The 17,070-nt window shown below is 51.0% G+C and carries 15 protein-coding genes and 3 pseudogenes; 8 read left to right on the forward strand and 10 right to left on the reverse strand.

The genetic code is table 11. The features are described from left to right. Positions 1-83: 83 nt before the first annotated feature. Entirely contained in the window at positions 84-971 is an 888-nt protein-coding gene (galU, locus tag A0V43_RS14085) for a UTP--glucose-1-phosphate uridylyltransferase GalU (RefSeq protein WP_063193400.1), read from the reverse strand. Between the two features lie 563 nt (positions 972-1,534). On the opposite strand from galU, the gene A0V43_RS14090 reads away from it, so the two are divergent. After that, positions 1,535-3,202, forward strand: coding sequence for an IS1634 family transposase (locus A0V43_RS14090; protein WP_015374097.1), 1,668 nt, complete (start codon positions 1,535-1,537; stop codon positions 3,200-3,202). A 137-nt stretch (positions 3,203-3,339) separates the two neighbouring features. Here A0V43_RS14090 and A0V43_RS14095 read toward each other — a convergent pair whose 3' ends face one another. From A0V43_RS14095 to A0V43_RS14115, 5 genes are read right to left on the reverse strand one after another with little or no spacing between them, the layout of a single operon-like run. Then, complete coding sequence (locus A0V43_RS14095) at positions 3,340-4,398, reverse strand: BtaManbiosPhlase (protein WP_063193401.1); 1,059 nt, start codon at positions 4,396-4,398, stop codon at positions 3,340-3,342. Positions 4,399-4,400: 2 nt separating this feature from the next. Continuing rightward, on the reverse strand, positions 4,401-5,348 hold the full coding sequence (locus A0V43_RS14100) for an MTP-1 family protein (protein ID WP_063193402.1): 948 nt from the start codon (positions 5,346-5,348) through the stop codon (positions 4,401-4,403). A 41-nt stretch (positions 5,349-5,389) separates the two neighbouring features. Beyond that, positions 5,390-6,220, reverse strand: a complete 831-nt coding sequence (locus A0V43_RS14105) for a carbohydrate ABC transporter permease (protein WP_063193403.1) — start codon at positions 6,218-6,220, stop codon at positions 5,390-5,392. Continuing rightward, positions 6,207-7,085, reverse strand: a complete 879-nt coding sequence (locus A0V43_RS14110; RefSeq protein WP_063193404.1) for a carbohydrate ABC transporter permease — start codon at positions 7,083-7,085, stop codon at positions 6,207-6,209. Before A0V43_RS14110 ends, A0V43_RS14105 begins: the two co-directional genes overlap by 14 nt. Position 7,086: 1 nt before the next feature. Beyond that, positions 7,087-8,412 (reverse strand): extracellular solute-binding protein, encoded by a 1,326-nt coding sequence (locus A0V43_RS14115; protein WP_063193405.1) that lies wholly within the window; start codon positions 8,410-8,412, stop codon positions 7,087-7,089. A 598-nt stretch (positions 8,413-9,010) separates the two neighbouring features. On the opposite strand from A0V43_RS14115, the gene A0V43_RS14120 reads away from it, so the two are divergent. Beyond that, complete coding sequence (locus tag A0V43_RS14120) at positions 9,011-10,024, forward strand: substrate-binding domain-containing protein (protein WP_063193406.1); 1,014 nt, start codon at positions 9,011-9,013, stop codon at positions 10,022-10,024. Here the strand turns inward: A0V43_RS14120 and A0V43_RS14125 are convergent. Together A0V43_RS14125 and A0V43_RS14130 are read right to left on the reverse strand one after the other, a co-directional pair. Beyond that, a complete protein-coding gene (locus A0V43_RS14125; protein ID WP_236930836.1) occupies positions 9,987-10,388 on the reverse strand; it encodes an RpnC/YadD family protein in 402 nt (133 codons plus the stop codon). The two genes, A0V43_RS14120 and A0V43_RS14125, sit on opposite strands and share 38 nt — an antisense overlap. 169 nt (positions 10,389-10,557) lie before the next feature. Next, on the reverse strand, positions 10,558-11,490 hold the full coding sequence (locus A0V43_RS14130) for a DMT family transporter (protein WP_063193408.1): 933 nt from the start codon (positions 11,488-11,490) through the stop codon (positions 10,558-10,560). 264 nt (positions 11,491-11,754) lie between these two features. On the opposite strand from A0V43_RS14130, the gene A0V43_RS14135 reads away from it, so the two are divergent. Then, the gene (locus A0V43_RS14135; protein ID WP_063193409.1) at positions 11,755-12,228 is read left to right on the forward strand and encodes a hypothetical protein; all 474 of its coding nucleotides are present in this window, start codon (positions 11,755-11,757) and stop codon (positions 12,226-12,228) included. Positions 12,229-12,271: 43 nt separating this feature from the next. Here the strand turns inward: A0V43_RS14135 and A0V43_RS14140 are convergent, their stop codons facing one another. Continuing rightward, complete coding sequence (locus A0V43_RS14140) at positions 12,272-12,436, reverse strand: hypothetical protein (protein ID WP_236930837.1); 165 nt, start codon at positions 12,434-12,436, stop codon at positions 12,272-12,274. A gap of 360 nt (positions 12,437-12,796) precedes the next feature. On the opposite strand from A0V43_RS14140, the pseudogene A0V43_RS14145 reads away from it, so the two are divergent. Both A0V43_RS14145 and A0V43_RS14150 read left to right on the forward strand, forming a co-directional pair. Next, positions 12,797-13,293, forward strand: a pseudogene (locus A0V43_RS14145) (L,D-transpeptidase family protein). Between the two features lie 199 nt (positions 13,294-13,492). Further along, positions 13,493-13,984: pseudogene (locus tag A0V43_RS14150) on the forward strand (transcriptional regulator); the annotation flags it as partial. A 129-nt stretch (positions 13,985-14,113) separates the two neighbouring features. Here A0V43_RS14150 and A0V43_RS14155 read toward each other — a convergent pair. Continuing rightward, positions 14,114-15,232, reverse strand: coding sequence for an RNA-guided endonuclease InsQ/TnpB family protein (locus A0V43_RS14155; protein ID WP_041470774.1), 1,119 nt, complete (start codon positions 15,230-15,232; stop codon positions 14,114-14,116). A gap of 144 nt (positions 15,233-15,376) precedes the next feature. Between A0V43_RS14155 and A0V43_RS14160 the strand changes: the two are divergent. The 3 genes and pseudogenes from A0V43_RS14160 to A0V43_RS14170 form a co-directional block, all read left to right on the forward strand. Next, positions 15,377-15,799 (forward strand): annotated as a pseudogene (locus A0V43_RS14160) (transcriptional regulator); the annotation flags it as partial. Positions 15,800-15,946: 147 nt separating this feature from the next. After that, positions 15,947-16,405, forward strand: a complete 459-nt coding sequence (locus A0V43_RS14165) for a MerR family transcriptional regulator (protein ID WP_013524778.1) — start codon at positions 15,947-15,949, stop codon at positions 16,403-16,405. 13 nt (positions 16,406-16,418) lie between these two features. Further along, positions 16,419-17,027, forward strand: a complete 609-nt coding sequence (locus tag A0V43_RS14170; protein ID WP_063193410.1) for a DUF4411 family protein — start codon at positions 16,419-16,421, stop codon at positions 17,025-17,027. The last annotated feature ends 43 nt before the right edge of the window (positions 17,028-17,070 follow it).

The raw sequence follows: 17,070 nt of genomic DNA on the forward strand, positions 1-17,070 counted from the left end.
CCACGGCTCCTTTTTGTCTTCATCCCTGAAAAACGACAAGCTGTCATGCAAAACATGCCAATGCGAACGACTTGATGGTTGAATTAGCTGTTCTTCGATCCTTTCTCCTCTGCCACCACCCGCTCCAAAAACGAAAGCAAGTCATCCCGCAGCTCCTCGTTTTGCAAGGCAAACTCAATCGTCGTTTCGATAAAGCCGAGCTTTTCGCCGACATCGTACCGTTTTCCTTCAAATTCATAGGCAAACACGCGCTGAATTTCATTCAGCCGCCCGATTGCATCGGTGAGCTGAATCTCCCCGCCTGCCCCGGCTTCTTGTTTCTCCAAAAACAAGAAAATTTCCGGCGTCAACACATACCGCCCGACGATCGCGAGGTTCGACGGCGCCGTTCCTGGAGCTGGCTTTTCGACAAAACGCCGCACTTGGTAGCGCCGCCCCTGTTGCTCGAGCGGGTCGATGATCCCGTAGCGATGCGTTTCTTCCTCCGGCACGCGCTTGACGCCGATCACCGAGCTGAACGTTTGTTCATACTGCTCAATGAGCTGCTTTAAACAAGGCTTTTCCGCCTGGACGATATCATCGCCCAACAACACCGCAAACGGCTCGTCTCCAATGAAATTGCGCGCGCACCAAACCGCATGCCCCAGCCCTTTCGGCTCTTTTTGGCGAATGTAGTGGATGTCAACCTTCGACGGCTCTTTCACTTTCTCAAGCAGATCCAGCTTCCCTTTTTGCTTGAGCATCTGTTCCAGCTCAAACGCGTAGTCAAAATGATCCTCAATCGCCCGCTTCCCTTTCCCGGTGACGATGATGATGTCCTCAATGCCTGAGGCGATGGCTTCTTCGACAATATATTGAATCGTCGGCTTATCAACGATCGGAAGCATCTCCTTCGGCATTGCCTTCGTCGCCGGCAAAAACCGCGTCCCAAGCCCGGCCGCCGGAATGATCGCTTTGCGCACTTTTTTCATCTCCGATGGTTCCTCCTCGATCTTATAATCCTCTATTCTTGCCACTCATGGCCATTGGTTTTCGTGACTCACCTGCAGGCTATTCTGCGCGGCCTGACCGATGAATCGCCGTTGTTGGCTCTTCACCAAAAGTTGTACTTGATTTTTTCTGAACATACTCTATTTACGCTTGTGAGGGAAAATCAACAAATCAGTGATTTTTGCACATCTTTGGGCAGGAAACCGTATTGCTTGTCAAGTACATGTTGTGGTGAAGAGCCCCGTTGTTTTTATTATACCAAATTCTGTTGAACGAAAAAGAAAACGAAGCGACGCAATGAGCGTTGAACGCTCTCTCACCTGCACTCACGGTATGTTCGCGGCAAACCAAAAAAGAAACGCCCGGCCATCCAGGCCCCGAGTTCGACAGTTTTGAGGCCATTTTAGGCAAATGAAAATGGTTAAAATGCTGTAATATCAAGGATTTCACGATGCGGATCCTAGAAAAAAACGCTGAATTTCATAGGCACACGACTTGATGATTTAACCTTTTAAAATAGCCGAATATCGTTTATAATATAGGCATGTACATACGGAGAGTCACACGCAAAAACAAAGATGGAACGACTGTTGCATATCTTCAGCTTGCTCACAACGAATGGGATCCGAAGGCCAAATATGCGAAAGCGAAGGTGATTTATTCGTTTGGGCGCGAAGACGAGGTGGATCGCGCTGTCTTGGAGCGTCTGGCCAAAAGCATTTCGCGATTCCTTTCTCCTGAGCAGGCTTGGGAAATCGAGACGTTGACAGGAGAAGTGTCGGATGACTTTCAGTTTCAATCAAGCAAACGCCTTGGTGGCGCTTGGCTTTTGGATCAGCTCTGGAGACAACTGGGATTGGGAGAGATTCTCCACTCCTTGTTTGCCTCCCGACATCATCAGATTCCGTTGGAACGGCTCATTTTTGCCATGGTGGCGAATCGTGCCCTTCATCCGTCAAGCAAGTTGGCGATGGAGGAGTGGGTGGAGAAGGACGTGCATATCCCTCATCTTCCCCAAGTCGCCAGCCACCAGTTATACCGGGCGATGGATGAGCTGCTGGCTGTGCAGCCGGAATTGGAACGCCAAGTGTTCCATGCCGTGGCCGATTTATTGAACCTGGAAGTCGATTTGATTTACTTTGATACGACTTCGTCGTACTTCGAAGTGGATCCCTCTGAAACACCGGAAGGAGAATCGCTTCGAAAGCAGGGGTTTTCCAAAGATAAGCGTCCTGATTTGGTTCAAATCGTCATTGGGCTGGCTGTCACCCGGGAAGGAATCCCGATTCGCGCTTGGGTATGGCCTGGCAATACCATGGACATGACGGTCATCAAACAGGTGAAACAAGACTTGATTGGCTGGAAGCTTGGACGTGTGATCAGCGTCATGGACCGCGGCTTTTCCTCTGAAGAGAATTTGCGAATCTTGCAACAGGCCGGGGGACACTATATTGTCGGCGAAAAAATGCGATCCGGCAAAGCCGCCGTCGAAGAGGCCCTAAGCCGTCGCGGGCGCTACCAACAAGTTCGCGAGAACTTGCATATCAAAGAAATCATCGTGGGCGACGGAGAAGCGCGTCAGCGCTATGTTCTCGTGTACAATCCCAGCGAAGCCGAACGCCAACGCAAGGAACGGGAAACGCTGCTCGAATCGCTGAAAGAGGAGTTGGAGGGGCTTCGCCAACTCCCCAATGAAGCTCATCATAAGGCCACCTGCCGGCTGCGTTCCCATCCGTCCTACGGAAAATACTTGCGCCAGTTGAAGGATGGAACGCTTCGCATCGACAAGCAGGCGGTTCGTGAAGCGGAAAAGTATGACGGCAAATATCTCATCCGAACATCCGACGATACCTTGTCTGCGGAAGATGTCGCCATCGGGTATAAGCAGCTGGTGGATATCGAGCAGGCCTTTCGGACGTTGAAATCGACACTTGAGCTGCGTCCCATGTATCATCGCTTGGAAGACCGCATCCGGGCGCATGTGCTGCTCAGTTGGCTGGCTCTCTTGTTAGTTCGGATCGTAGAGATCCGGACTCATGAATCGTGGCCGAAAGTAAGGGATGAATGTGAGCGTCTTATGCTTGGACATTTTTCTTCCAAAAACGGCGACCTTTATCAACGAACCGAGCTGACGGCCAAACAAGCGCAACTCTTTACGGCTCTAGGGCTGGAGCCTCCTCCGAAGATCCTAGGCATCCATCCTCGCGCCTAGATACACGCCCGAAGTGTGCCCAAATGTCTCTCGTCCCTTTTGCATCAAGGGGCGAGAGGCATTTTGTTTGCCTAGTCACTGTCGAACTCGGGCAGGCGTTTCCGTTCTTACACCGCAATGTGCGGACCACTTCCCTTTCATACTTTCACAAGCGAATCCAAAATCTCACCCAGCTTCAGCTCCACGCACGCCATCGACGTATCGGCGGCGCCGTAATACATTTTCACAATATCACCGTCCACAAGCGCCCCGCATGAGAACACGACGCGGCCGAAAAAGCCATTCACCTCATAGTCCGCTTCCGGCTCAACAAGCGGCCGCTCCGAGCGGGCGAGAACTTTGGATGGGTCGTTCAAATCGAGCAGCACCGCCCCCATGCAATAGCGGTGGTCATCCGACGCACCGTGGTACAACTCGAGCCAGCCTCGCTCCGTTTTGATCGGCACCGCCCCGCCGCCGATGCGGGCGCTGTCCCACTTTCCTTCGCGCAGACCGAACAAAAAGCGGTGATTCCCCCAATGAAGCAGATTCTCCGACTCCGCGATCCACACCTCAGGGCGGCCGTTGCTTCTCGGCACCGGGCGATGGAGGGCGTAATACTTGCCGTTGATCTTCTCCGGAAAAATGAGCACATCTTTGTTTTCCGGCGCGAAAATCATGCCGTGGTGCGTCACCGTCTGAAAGTCTTTCGTCGACACCATCGCCTCGCCGACTCCTTTCGGCGACACGGCGCTGAAATAAATGTAATACGTGCCGTCAATGTACGTAATGCGCGGATCTTCAATGCCGAACGTCTCGAGCTCATTCGATGGATAGACGAACGGGCGGTCGTCGATCACAAACCGCCGCCCGTCCCGACTTCGGGCAAGGCGCAAATACGAAAGCGACGTCAAGTAAGCGAACCGCTCCGCCCCCGCCTCTCTGATCACCCGCGGGTCGGAAAAATCATAGCGCGGGTCGTCTTTGCGAAATTCGTAAACATCGACCTTCCCCGTCTTTGGATTCCATACCGGCGCTTTCACGATGTTCGGGTCATCCGACACGGGACGCTCCGCCACCCGAAGCACCAGCAACACGTCCCCTTGAAACCTCGCCACCCCAGCGTTAAACGCCCCGATCACTTCAAACCCGTCGTGATGCGGCGGCACATCTTCCGGCGTAATGAGCGGGTTTTCTTCGTAGCGGTAAAGGTGCATCGTCACCCCTGCCTTTCGTATTTCGTAAATGGATCCACGATCGTGAGTTTTTGCGCTTCTGCGTCACTTGTTCCAGCGTAAAAATCGGCCGTGCCGTCCCCTTTGCGAATCAGTCCGCCGCTAAACACGACATCCGCCAAATCTGGACGCTTCGCCGGGCCATCGAGGAAATGGGCTCTTGTGGCGATCAACTCCATGTCCGACGCTTCCCCCGTATCCGGATTGAACGCAAACACCATCGGATAATAGTGGCGGTTCCGCTCCTGATCGAAACAAGCGATATGGCCCAAGACGCCGACGAGCCCATTGCCAAGCAAATGCACCTCATTGGCGCCGCCCCATTCTTCATCCGAAAATTGGCCGTCAATGAGCGGAGCCTTCTCAATCGCCTCCACCGTCAACTCATCGAGCGCACCGATGCGGGTGAAGCCGATTTTTCCGCGTCCGCCTTTTTCCCCTTGCGGACGGGTGAAGACCCCAACTGACCCATCCCGCAGCTCGACAAGGCGAATGTCCTTCATCCCGTCGGGACCGGTGAAGAAATGCGCCAATTCCTTGATCGTGTTTCCGCGGTATAACACCGTCCGCCAATACAACTTCCCGTGAAGCACGGGATGCGGAAACGTCTCCACGCCGCCAAACACGAGATGTCCGTGCACCCGCGAAACAAACGGATCCTGCAGCGCAAACACCGGCGCCCCTTCCCGCGGCACCCATGCCCCTTCACGCTCGACGAAAAAGTAGACTTCGGATTGCTCGCTGTCTCGTGCCTCCACCCGTCCGGCAATGACCCACTCGCCATCGTCTTCAAACGGCGCGGAAATGTTGTACACATCCCGCTCACCGACACCGGCAAACACGAGCTTCTCAGCCTTGAGCGGCTGCGGTGCACGCTGAAATTCCTCAAGCAGTGTCTTGCAAGTCTTCATGGTCGGCGTCCTTGTCTGCATCACGTCTCTCCCTGCTCCCTCTTCCGATTATGATGTTTTTATTATTTTAATATGAACTGCATGCCTTCTTTAAAATTCCTGCTAAACAAAAGGAACAAAATCAAAATCGGCAGCGTGAGAAGCACCGAAGCGGCGTACATCGGCCCCGGATATCCGCCGTACGGCCCAAACATTTGCGCCAACAATACGTTTAACGTCAACATCTTTTCATTGTTCACGACAAGCATATCCCAGAGCAACTCGACCCAACGCTCCATAAAGAGGAACAAGAAAATAATCGTCGTAATCGAGCGCGACATCGGCCAAACAATGCGGCGAATGATGGTGAAATGGCCCGCTCCATCCATCTTTGCCGCTTCAATCAATTCATCGGGAATGCTGCGGAAAAAGTTCGTGTACATAAAGATCGCCCACAAGTTGACCGCCTTCGGCACGATCATCGCCCAATACGTGTTGTACCAGCCGAAATAGCGAACGATCAAAAACAGCGGAATCAACAAAATGATCGACGGATAAAACATTTGAAACAAAATCGCGTTGTTGACCCATTGCCTCCCTTTAAACTTCACTTTCGACAGCGCATAGCCAACCATCACCGCCGTCACAAGCATGAGCAGCGTTGACGCTGACGTGACGAGCAAACTATTGAAAAACGCCCGAAGCCACGGCCGCGGCACGACATCTTCGCCGCCTTGAAACAGCCATTCATACGAGCGAAGCGTCAATGACGACGGGATGAGCTTTCGGTCGACTTCATCCCATGGGGCAAGAGAGCCTAATACCATATACAAATACGGAAACACCATGACGAACAAAACGGCAAACGCCAAAACATAAAGCAGTCCGACCTTCCATGTTTTACTCCCAGCCATGTTTGCCACCCCATTTTTCCAACACCTTGCGAAAGACGAAAATCGACGCAAAGGTGACGATCGAATTGATGATCGCAACTGCTGTTCCATACCCCGCATTCAATTTTTCAAACGCTTGGTTGTAAATCTCAAGCTGCCACGTATGGGTCGCATACTCCGGCCCGCCGCCCGTCAGCACATACGGTTCGGTGAAAATGCCAAACATCAGGCCGACCGCCAAAATCGTCACGGTATAAAACGAAGGGTACAGCATCGGAATCGTCACGTGCCAAACCCGCTTCCAGCCGACCGCCCCGTCCATTTCCGCTGCTTCATACACTTCTTTCGGGATGCTTTCCAAGCCGGACAAAAACAGCAGCGCATAATATCCGACAAACTTCCACGCCATCATGAGCGCAATGACGAGCGGGGCTAAGATGGGCGAGCCGAGCCAATCCACATCCAAGCCAAACGCATCCCGCAAAAATTGATTCAGAGGGCTGTTGTAGGAAATGACCCCTTTGACGACAATCGACGACGCCACTCCCGATGCCAAATACGGGAGAAAATATCCGACGGCAAACAATCCTTTCCACCGAGGCAGATGGTGAAGAATCAGCGCCAAAAACAGCGAGCCGGCGATGACGATCGGCACAAACATCAACATAAACTTATACGTCACCCAAAACGCCGCCCGCACGCTCGGACTCGAGAAGGCGTCAAGGAAGTTTTGCATTCCCACCGTCTCATATTCGGGAGAAATTAAATTCCAATTCGTAAAAGCGAGATATAACGCCCAAAACAGGGGGATCAAAAAGAAAACAGCCGAATAGATAAGGTATGGGCTGGCGAGCAGCCAACCCACTTTTGCCGCATGTTTATTCATGTTATTTTAACACCCCATGGATCGCCTTTTCCATGTCCTCCCACGCTTTTTCTGGGGTTTTCTCGCCTTTGACGACCGGATTCAACGCCTCTTTGCCGATCAGCTCTTGAAGCTCAACCATTTTGGCGTTGTCCATCGGCGGGATGGCGTTCGGAATGTTTTCCGCATACAGTTTCAGCTGCGGATTTTGTTCAAAATAGGAGACAAACGCCTCGTTCGTCGACAAGTCGTCCCGCGCCGGCGGCAAGTTCGTTTCTTTCAACCATTCCAAATCGTTTTGCGGATCGGAATACACCCATTTGACGAAATCGAACGCGGCTTGTTGCTGTTCTTTCGTCGCCGAAGCGTAAATGACCAGCCCTTTTGTATCGGCGAACGTTTTCGCCTGCGACGGGTCCATGCCATCCGGCAAAGGCGGCATCGACAACACATACTTCTCGTTAAACTTCATTTCCGGAAACTTCTCGGCCCAATACGGGAACGTCCACGGCCCTAAATCAGACATCACGGATGTACCGCTTTCAAACGGGTCTTTCGTCTCTTTCGTCAACACGAGCTGATTTTTGCTTAAATCAGCGAAGAACTGGAGCGTCTTCACACCCGCGTCACGATCCGCGCTCAACTTGTTTCCATCGATGAAATGCGTCCCATTCGACGCCGCATTGTAAATCATGAAGAAGTCAAACCATCTCGCCCACCACGTCGGTTTAACTAAATCGGCTCTCGCCCATAGAAACTTGTTCGGATATTTCTCTTTCAGCTTTTTGCCGACCTCAAGGACTTCGCTGTACGTCTTCGGCGGAGCGTTATACCCCAACTCTTTCAAAATATCGATTCGCCAACCGAACAGCATGGCGTTGGAGTAAATCGGCAGCACATATTGATGGCCATCGGCAAATTTCCATGTTGAAATCGTGCTTTTCATCTGCCGCTTGGCGATTAAATCGTCAAACCCTTCAAATTGATCGAGCGGCACAATCGCCCGGCTGTCCGAAAGCTGCGCGGCAAACCCGCGGGAGATGTTTTCGGAAATGACCGGCGCGTTCCCCGCGGCAATCGCCGACTGAATGCCCGCCTCCGAAGAAGGGCTTTCCGGCATCGGCGATACTTTGATTTTCACATCTTTATGCTCTTGCATGTAACGGTCGGCCATCTTCTTCCAAAATGCTTGCTGCGTCGGGTTCGGCGCCGCCCAAAACTCAATTTGTACGGTTGATCCTTCCTTCTTCTGCTCTTGTTCCTTGCCTGTCTGTCCTTGGCAACCTGTCCCCGCCACCGCAGCGGCAAGCAACAACAGGGCCAATTTGAACCACTTGCGTTTTTTCATCGCCCATTCCCCCTTTGTATTTGATGTAAAAACGCTTACATAAACAACCGCTTCGAACAACTCCTCTCCTCCCCATGATCAATCATGGAGACGAACGGAATTGTCAACTAAAAGAAAACATTTGTAACTGTATTTTATAACATTACAATGACATTATTTCATGATTCAACGAAATAGTCAACTCTTTTTACAAAAAGACACGAAAAAGCCTCGAGTTTAGAAAGCTGGTGATTTCATGAAAAAGGCTGATGACCCCGCTTATGTTCAATGAGATAAACCTTGTCGAACAGACTTGCGATTCTGATCCAACGTCGCGGATTTGCGCACGACGCTCTGTTTTTCACTAGGCTTTTAGACACAACTCATCAACTTGACAAACAATATTTGTAACGTTACAATTTCATTCCGTATATATCGGTTCCGATGGAGTAAATGGCTTTCGTTTTCACAAAGGATATACTTGAACTAGAGAAACGCGGTGAAAGCGGAGCCAGCCTTCAAGATTTCGATGTATACTTGAATCATGAAAAGCAAAAAACCGCCATCCTGATCGCCCCTCACATAGGGGGACAAAAATCGCGAAAAGTGGAGGTAGCGAATGAAAAAACGCGTCACCATGCAAGACATCGCCGATCGACTGAACATTTCCAAAAACTCGGTCTCGCAAGCGCTGCGCGGCAAAGAAGGGGTGAGCGAAGAAACGAGGGAGCTTGTAAAGCGCACGGCCAAAGAAATGGGGTATGAATATCCCGCCTCCCGCGCCAAGTCGCGCGGCAAACCGCCGAAGCAAATCGCCCTCATCGCCTCCGACCGCACGTTTTCGCTGAAATTTTTTGGCGAAATCTACTTAAGCATTGAACAGGAAGCGCTGTCACACGGCATGAAGCTGCACATCCAATCGGTGAACAACGAACAAAAAGAACGGCTTCTGTTGCCTTCGTTCATCGAGGAAAAACAAGTCGACGGCGTCATCGTTCTTTCCCACATCAGCACCGAGTACATCCAACAAATCGTCAAAACGGGCATCCCGACCGTTCTGGTCGATCACCACCATCCGAACATCCAAGCCGATGCGGTGCTGACCAACAATCGGTTCGGGGCGTATGTGGCCGTCCAGCATTTGTTGGAGCTCCACCATACCGACATCGCGTTTGTCGGCGACGTCCACTATTCGCCGAGCTATCAAGAGCGGTATGAAGGGTACTTATTGGCGCTGAAAGACTATGGAGTGAAGCCGAACGAGGAGTGGATGTTCTGCCAGGCGCAAGAGGACGAAACGGTCATCGCAGGCTACATCCGCGATCTGAAGCGGCAGCCGACCGCCTGGTTTTGCGTCAATGACGGGCTTGGCTTTTTCGTCAGCACCGGCCTGCAGCGATACGGACTCAACGTGCCCGATGACGTTTCCGTCTGCAGCTTTGACAACGGGCAGCTGTCGCAAATCGCGACGCCGAAAATCACGACCGTCGACATCGACCTGAAGCGCTACGGCAAACGAGCGGTGGAATTGTTGCGATGGCGGTGGGACAACCCGAACGAACCATTTCAAGAGGTGCTATTGTCGACCAAACTGATCAAACGGGAATCAACCGCAGCGAACCAGAAGCGCTAGGGCGGGGCTGGCCTTTTGCCCCGCCTGTTTTATGGGCGGCGTGCGGCGGTTCATTTCCATTCACTTGAAGCCGCCTCATTTCCCCAATCTCCGCCACAGGCAATCCGGTCAGTTCGTGAATCGTCTGCGCATCAAACCCTTTCATCAACATCCGTTTCGCAATGTCCCGTTTTTCTTGTTCCGCTCCCTCTTTGCGCCCTTCCTCCCGTCCTTCCTCCCGCCCTTCGATTTTCCCCTTTTGCTCGTACGAAATGATCAATTCCAGCACGCGTTCTTTTTCTTTCGTCTCCATTTGTTCCACCTCGCTTCGGAGCTGTTGTTCTTCTTCATCGGACAGCTTCACATACGTTTCAAAAAAGCCCATCAACTTTTCGACACCATCAAGCAAAATCCTGCCGATGGCACAAAAATGGCTGTCCCTTTTCGAGAAGAGACAGCCAAGACGCCAACCGCAATGTGAATCCCTTATTCCTGGAACTATAAATGTTCCGCCACTTGCACGCAAGGCCGAAAAGCGGGGGATGCCAAGGCGGCTACATCCCCACCTTCCTTCCCCCAGCCGCCACTTTCGCCCGGCGGAAACGGGCGACCACATCATCCATCCCTCCGCTGCCGAACAACACGCCCACGACGATGAAAAGAAAACCAGCCAGCTGCATCGGCGAAATCGGCTCGCCCAGCAGCCAATGCGCCCCAAGAAGCGAAAAAAACGGATTGAGATTGATGAACACCGCCGACTCCGCGGGCCCGAGGTGCTGCACAGCTTGGTTGTAAAACATATGACCGAGCGCTGTGGCCACGACCGCCGAAGCAAGGAAAATCATCCAAAGCGGAAGCGTGCCCTCTTTCAAACTCGATAGGCCGCCTGGTTCCAGCACGAGGCTTAAGACAAACAGCCAAAGCGACCCGAAGACCAACATCCACCCGGTCATCAACCGCGCCTCGACCGTCGCTTTTTTGATCATAATGAAGCTAATCCCTTGCGCCAAGACGGCCAAAAAGATGTACACATCCCCAATGGACAAATGGCCGAGGCCGCCGTTGCCGCTCGCCACGACAAACACGACGCCAAAAAACCCGAGCGCGATGCCAAGCAAACGAAACAACGTCGGCCGCTGCCCCAAAAACACGATCGCCAACAGCGCCGTCACAAGCGGCACAAGCCCCAGCACAAGCCCCGCATTCACCGCTGTCGTCCTCGCAATTCCCAACGCTAAAAAGAAGTGATGGGCCACGACGCTGAACAAGGCGGCCACGCCGATCTGTTTCGCCTCCTTCCAACTGACTCGTTCCAGCTTGCCGATCCCCCATAAAAACAAAAGCACGACCAACCCGGCCGTTAGAATGCGCAGCGCTGTCAACGCGACGGGCGAAAAATGCTCAACCAAAATTTTCAACGCCGTCACATTCAATCCCCACGCCACCATAATCCCCACTAACAGCACATACGTAAATGACTTCCTCATCTTTCTCTACCTCTCCTGCCTGTTCCATATTTCACCGAAACGACAAAGGAAAAACGGAGCCGATGGACGCTCCGCTTTTCCACCCGTTTCCACATAGAACGAATGATTTCACTTCCGCCGCCAACGGCTTCTGCCATCTATTTTACTACGCCGCAGCCGATTTTTTGACTAAAAAAGCACCGGCATGATCGAGCGCTCTTCCTTTCTCCGCCCATATCGGCCGTCCATCGTGCATATGGTATAACAGAGAGGAGAGGAGACCCCATGTTCCCACGCTACCGCCAAAAAACGATCCGAGCCAGGACTGGGGTGGCGGTTCTCACCGCCGCCGCCGTGCTGGTGGCGATCTTGTCCCTGTTTCTTTCGAACGAACGAAACGAGGCGAAGGAAATCGTGGACACGTTTTACCGTTATGAACAGGCAGGGGATTTTGGCAGCTCTTGGGAGCTGTTTCACCCGCTCATGAAAAAAAAATTCCCAAAAGACGTCTACATCCAGCGCCGCGCCCACGTCTTTATGCAAGACTTCGGCGTCGAGACGTTCGACTACCGCATCGATGAGGTGGAAAACCTGTCGTCATGGTCGATGTCTGATAAGGACAAACCGCTTCACGATGTGTATCGCGTCCGCGTCATTCAGACGTTCCATAGCGTCTTTGGCGTGTTCGAGATCCACCAAGACGTCTTCGTCGCCACAGAAAAAGGGGGAAAGCGCATTTTGTTCCCTTACCGTCCGTAACCCCCAACATCAATGCGGCCCCAATATCGACTGGGCGCCGCTTTCAACTCTCCTTCCATTCCTCGATGATCTCAAGCGTCCGATTCATGCCGACATTGTATATCAACAGCTTAAGCAAGTTTTCCCGCTCCTCTTTTGCAAAAAAAGAGATCGCCGTCCATGTTCTCAAGCGGGACAGGGGAGAGCTCGGCATAGAGCTCATCATCAACCTTCTGTCCTTCCTTCTGGTTTTAGGACAAACGTTCTCATTCGCGCCATCCTCCCCCTAGAAATGTTGATCTATCAAGACTTTGCGGCCTCTCAGGGGTGTCCGAAAAATATGTTTCGACAAAATCACTTCTTTTCCCCCTACACGTTTTGACAAGAAACACCCGTTAGGCAGCGCTCCCTGTCAAGTATAGACTAACGCACAGCACGTTCATGCGACTGGCAGCCGCACCGTATTCCCATGCCATGCGCATGAGACCTCTCTTCCTATTGGAGCAACCTCATCCGAATCTTCTCATACACTAATGTATCATCAATCGGAGCTGTTTTCTCCATCCAGCGAAAAAAGGAGCGAACTGCCATGTACAAACATATCGTCAAACGCGGGGAAACGATCGCTTCCATCGCCCGCGACTACCGCACATCTGTTGAGGCGCTCCTTCGCGCCAATGGGCTGACCGCCGCGTCCGTCATCTTCCCTGGACAAGGGATCGTCATCCCCCACCTTCCGCCGAAAGGTTCGATTCCGTACACGATCCACATCTCGATTAGCCGCCGCCAGCTGACGTTAAAACACCGAGGGCGGACGATCCGCACGTATCCCGTCGGCGTCGGCAAAATGGTCACCGCCACCCCGTCGGCGACTTTGTCATCGTCAACCGCCAGCCGAACCCAGGCGGGCCGTTCGGCGCGATGTGGTTAAGCTTATCCAAACTCCATTACGGCATCCACGGCACAAACGACCCGTCCTCCATCGGCAAATACGTATCGAGAGGGTGCATCCGCATGCATAACAAAGACGTGCTCGAACTCGCCTCCATCGTCCCGAACGGAACGGAGGTGTTTATTCGGCCGTGAAGGCAAAACAGTGTCATCCGTCTGTTCTGCCGAGAGTCAATAGATGAAGGAGCGTTTTACCTGCTAGAGGAACCTTCCATTTTCGAGAAGATGCCCTTCACTCTCACCGAACGAACAACGTGTTTCCTCCCGCGATGGCAGCTGACAACCGATCGGGCAAGTAGTATAATTGAGATAAAAAGCGAATGGAGTGGAGATGATGCCAGGCGGGATCTCGCATCACGCCAAAGACATTTTGTTCAAATCACTCAGCGCATTGTACCAAAACCAAGCCCTCGATGTATACGGACTTCACGGACTCCCGCGGATTAAAGCAGTGCTGCCAACCGAATTTCCGTCTGTTCGGGCGGACGAACGACGCGCCGACACTGTGTTTCTTCTCGAAGACGATTCCATTTTGCTTCTGGAGTACGAAAGCAACGAACGGTTTCTCGACAACCATTTGAAGTATCTCGGTTATGCCTGCCGCATCCTTCACACATACTATCAACAGGAAAAACGAATACGCCCAATTCGCATTGTGGTCATCTACACAAGCGATGTCACGAGCGCCCGCGAACAGCTTGACGCCGGCGATGTGTTTCTTTCATCCAAAGCGGTGCTGCTTGGCGAATTCAACGGCGATGCGATTTTCCATGCCATTGAAGAAAAAGTCCACAACGGCGAACCGCTCACTCCGGAAGAAACGGTCAACTACCCCCACTTCGCTAACGCTTGAAGTGGGGGCTTGCAACTCCCCAGAAGTGCGAGCGGACTTCGTCCTCCTTCCTTGACTTGGGGTTGCATCAGGGGCAGGTTGACAACTGCCCAACGACGCAGGTCATGCCTGTGTCGTTCCTTCAACGATGTACTCTATTCCTTTTCGTTGAAGGTTCATGGCACCAATGCGGTCATCGTTTGAGGTGTATCCGCATGTTCGGCAACAAAAGGTGTGTGTACGCTTGTTTCGATTGGCTTTTTCCGTATGCCCGCACTTTGGACATGTCAAAGAGGTGTAATGCGGAGCAACCACCATCACTTTTGACCCATGCAAACGTGCCTTATACTCTAACATTTGACGGAACTGATAGAAAGCCCACGATACAGTTTCATATCGGTCATGGATCCATACACGTTCTGTTTTTTCACGAATGCCTGTTAAATCTTCTAATACAAAAAGGGTACGTTCTCCATATTGACGAACGAGTGCCTTCGTGACAGCATGGTTCACATCCGTCATCCAACGGTTTTCTCGTTGTCCGATTGTTTTCAACTTCCGACGCGCAGAAGCCGTCCCTTTTTGCTGGAGGGTTTTTCGCATTCGTTTGTACTTCGCCCGCATATGCTTGATTTTTCGTCCGTTAAAAAAGGTAGTTTTCCCTTGCGAATCATAAGCTGCTGCAAGAAAGTTAACCCCTACATCGACACCGACCACTTGGCGAATGTTGTGTTCATCTACGGTCGGAATTGTTTTAGTCATGGGAATGTGCAAAAAGAATTTGTTATGCTTATAGACGAGTTTGGCTGTGCCAAACGTCCATGAGCCATCAAAATATTGTTCCATGCCTTTTGGTTCGAATGGCACTTTGATTCGTCCTTCTAGTGTATTGACAGAAAATAACCCTTGAACAATGGAGTAATCTCGATTCCAAACGAGATCATATTCAGGCTTTTTAAAGCGAACCAATGTCCATTCGTGACCATTGCTTTTTAGGGAACGATATCTAGCGATAACCGTCTTGATTACAGATTGTGCCATTTGCGAACGCAAAGCGTAGTTTGATCGAAGTAGACGATAGGTCATGTCGTGTAACTTGGCTTGTGCAAGCACTTTTGTGTCAAAAATCACAACAGATACAGCGTTGCACGCTTGTCGATAAGCGGAAAGGGTGGCTTTCAATACTTCTGCTTGTTCCGCTGTTGGGTAAATTTTGATTTTGGCTGTTAACGTCATGTCCATTTGTCTCACCTCTCTTTCACTAAATATATTATATAATATATTATATCATATATTATATCATATTTTTTAGTGATACAAAAACAAAAAAAGCGATTCCTCCCCCACTTACTCCCTTTGGTCGTTGAAGTGGGGGTCTCCTCGCCAAAGACGATGAAGCTCATCCTCGTGCCGCTCATGCACACCCGCTTCGACCGGCAAACGATGATCGAAAAAACGATCGAACTGGCCAAAACAATCGGCGACGAACCGAAACAGCTGCACATCATCGCCGGCGTCCTGACCGCCACAGACAAATTCATCGACCGGTCATACGCCGAAAATGTAAAGGAGTGGATCAAAATGAACAAAGTGTTTCGCCTGTTAGTCGAAGAACTTGAACAAGAAAGAGAAGAAATGTTGAAGAAAGTGATGCAGGAAAAAGAGCAAGCGGTTAAGCAAGCCGAAAAACAGAAAGCCATTGAAATCGCCAAAAACTTCCTTGATGTCTTGCCCATCCACGAAGTGGCGAAACGGACCGGCCTGACCGTCGCCGAAGTCGCCGACCTTGCAAAGGAAATGGACAAATAGGCAGCACAAAAGAGCCGCAACCGCGCGGCTCTTTTCATCTTCCCTTTGCTGCTTGGCAAGATCTCAATTTCTTTTGTTTCCTTTTTTTCTTTTGTTTCTCCAGCCAAAATAGTATAATGGATATAAACATCAAGGAGGGAAAGAAAAATGAGTACTTTGTCCCGCAAAACAGAAACCCGAAAGACAGCCCCCCCACCTCTTCACGAAACTGTACTAAGCGACAACGTTCGACGTTATGTAGAATTGGTCCAACAGTCGCTTGAACTTGAGAAGCGAAAAAAAGAAATCTATTCCAACCTAAGCGACCAGGAAAAACAGAGCGTACGGCATATTCTTACCGAAATGGCGGAACAAACAATTCCAGATGATCTCCATGTCCGCGATGTGGCTCTTCTGCTTGATGTCACGCCGCAAATGGTGCGCCGTTATTGCGCAGAAGGAAAAATCGAGGCTTACCAACGGCTTGGAGACAGTGGAAAATGGATCATCCCGGCCGCACAGTTTTTTCACCACCCAAACTGGCCTTCATTTCTCCAAATGAGAGAACAGCTGAAAAGCCAGTCGATTCGTATCGCGGAAAAAATGGAAAAAGAGTTTGGAGAATAGGAGAAAGTTCTTCATGAGCGGAAACGGCAGGGAAACAAAAGCATATTTACTGGATACAAACGTATTCCGATACAAGTCAAGCTCATCTGCCCACACGAACCACAAAAAAGCCGCCAAGCGTTTTTGGAAAAATGTTTTGCAGGAAGTTCGCCATGAAGAGGCTGTGCTCTATATCCCTAAAGAAGTCATCCGAGAGCTTGAATTGCAATCCTACACACTTGGCGAAAAGGAAAGGCAACGGATCTCGGAATTGTTGGAAAATATAACGATAACGATTCCTGATTGGACAACTCCCGATATGGAACATCAAGTAAGGAAAATGGCGGCTTATATTCGCTCTGAATACCAGAGGAAAATCAATGCCATGAGAGACATGGAATACGGCAGCGTGTCTGATGCCCGTATCCTGCTAACCGCTTGGCAATACGACTGCATTCTCGTCACAGCCAATATAAAAGATTTTGCGCTTTATCCTCTTCTGTTTCCTCAACACGAACATAGACTGCTGAATCTTTTATCAAATGATTATATCACCATTTCCCCGAGCATATATGACACCATTCATCATGACCCAATATTCACGGGCATGCTCCAAGAATTGAATGACTTCATCAACAGCTGATTTAGACCGCATCGTCTTCCTAAAAGCACAACAAAGTCATTTC

The sequence above is a fragment of the Geobacillus sp. JS12 genome (assembly GCF_001592395.1).
GTDB classification, from domain to species: domain Bacteria; phylum Bacillota; class Bacilli; order Bacillales; family Anoxybacillaceae; genus Geobacillus; species Geobacillus zalihae.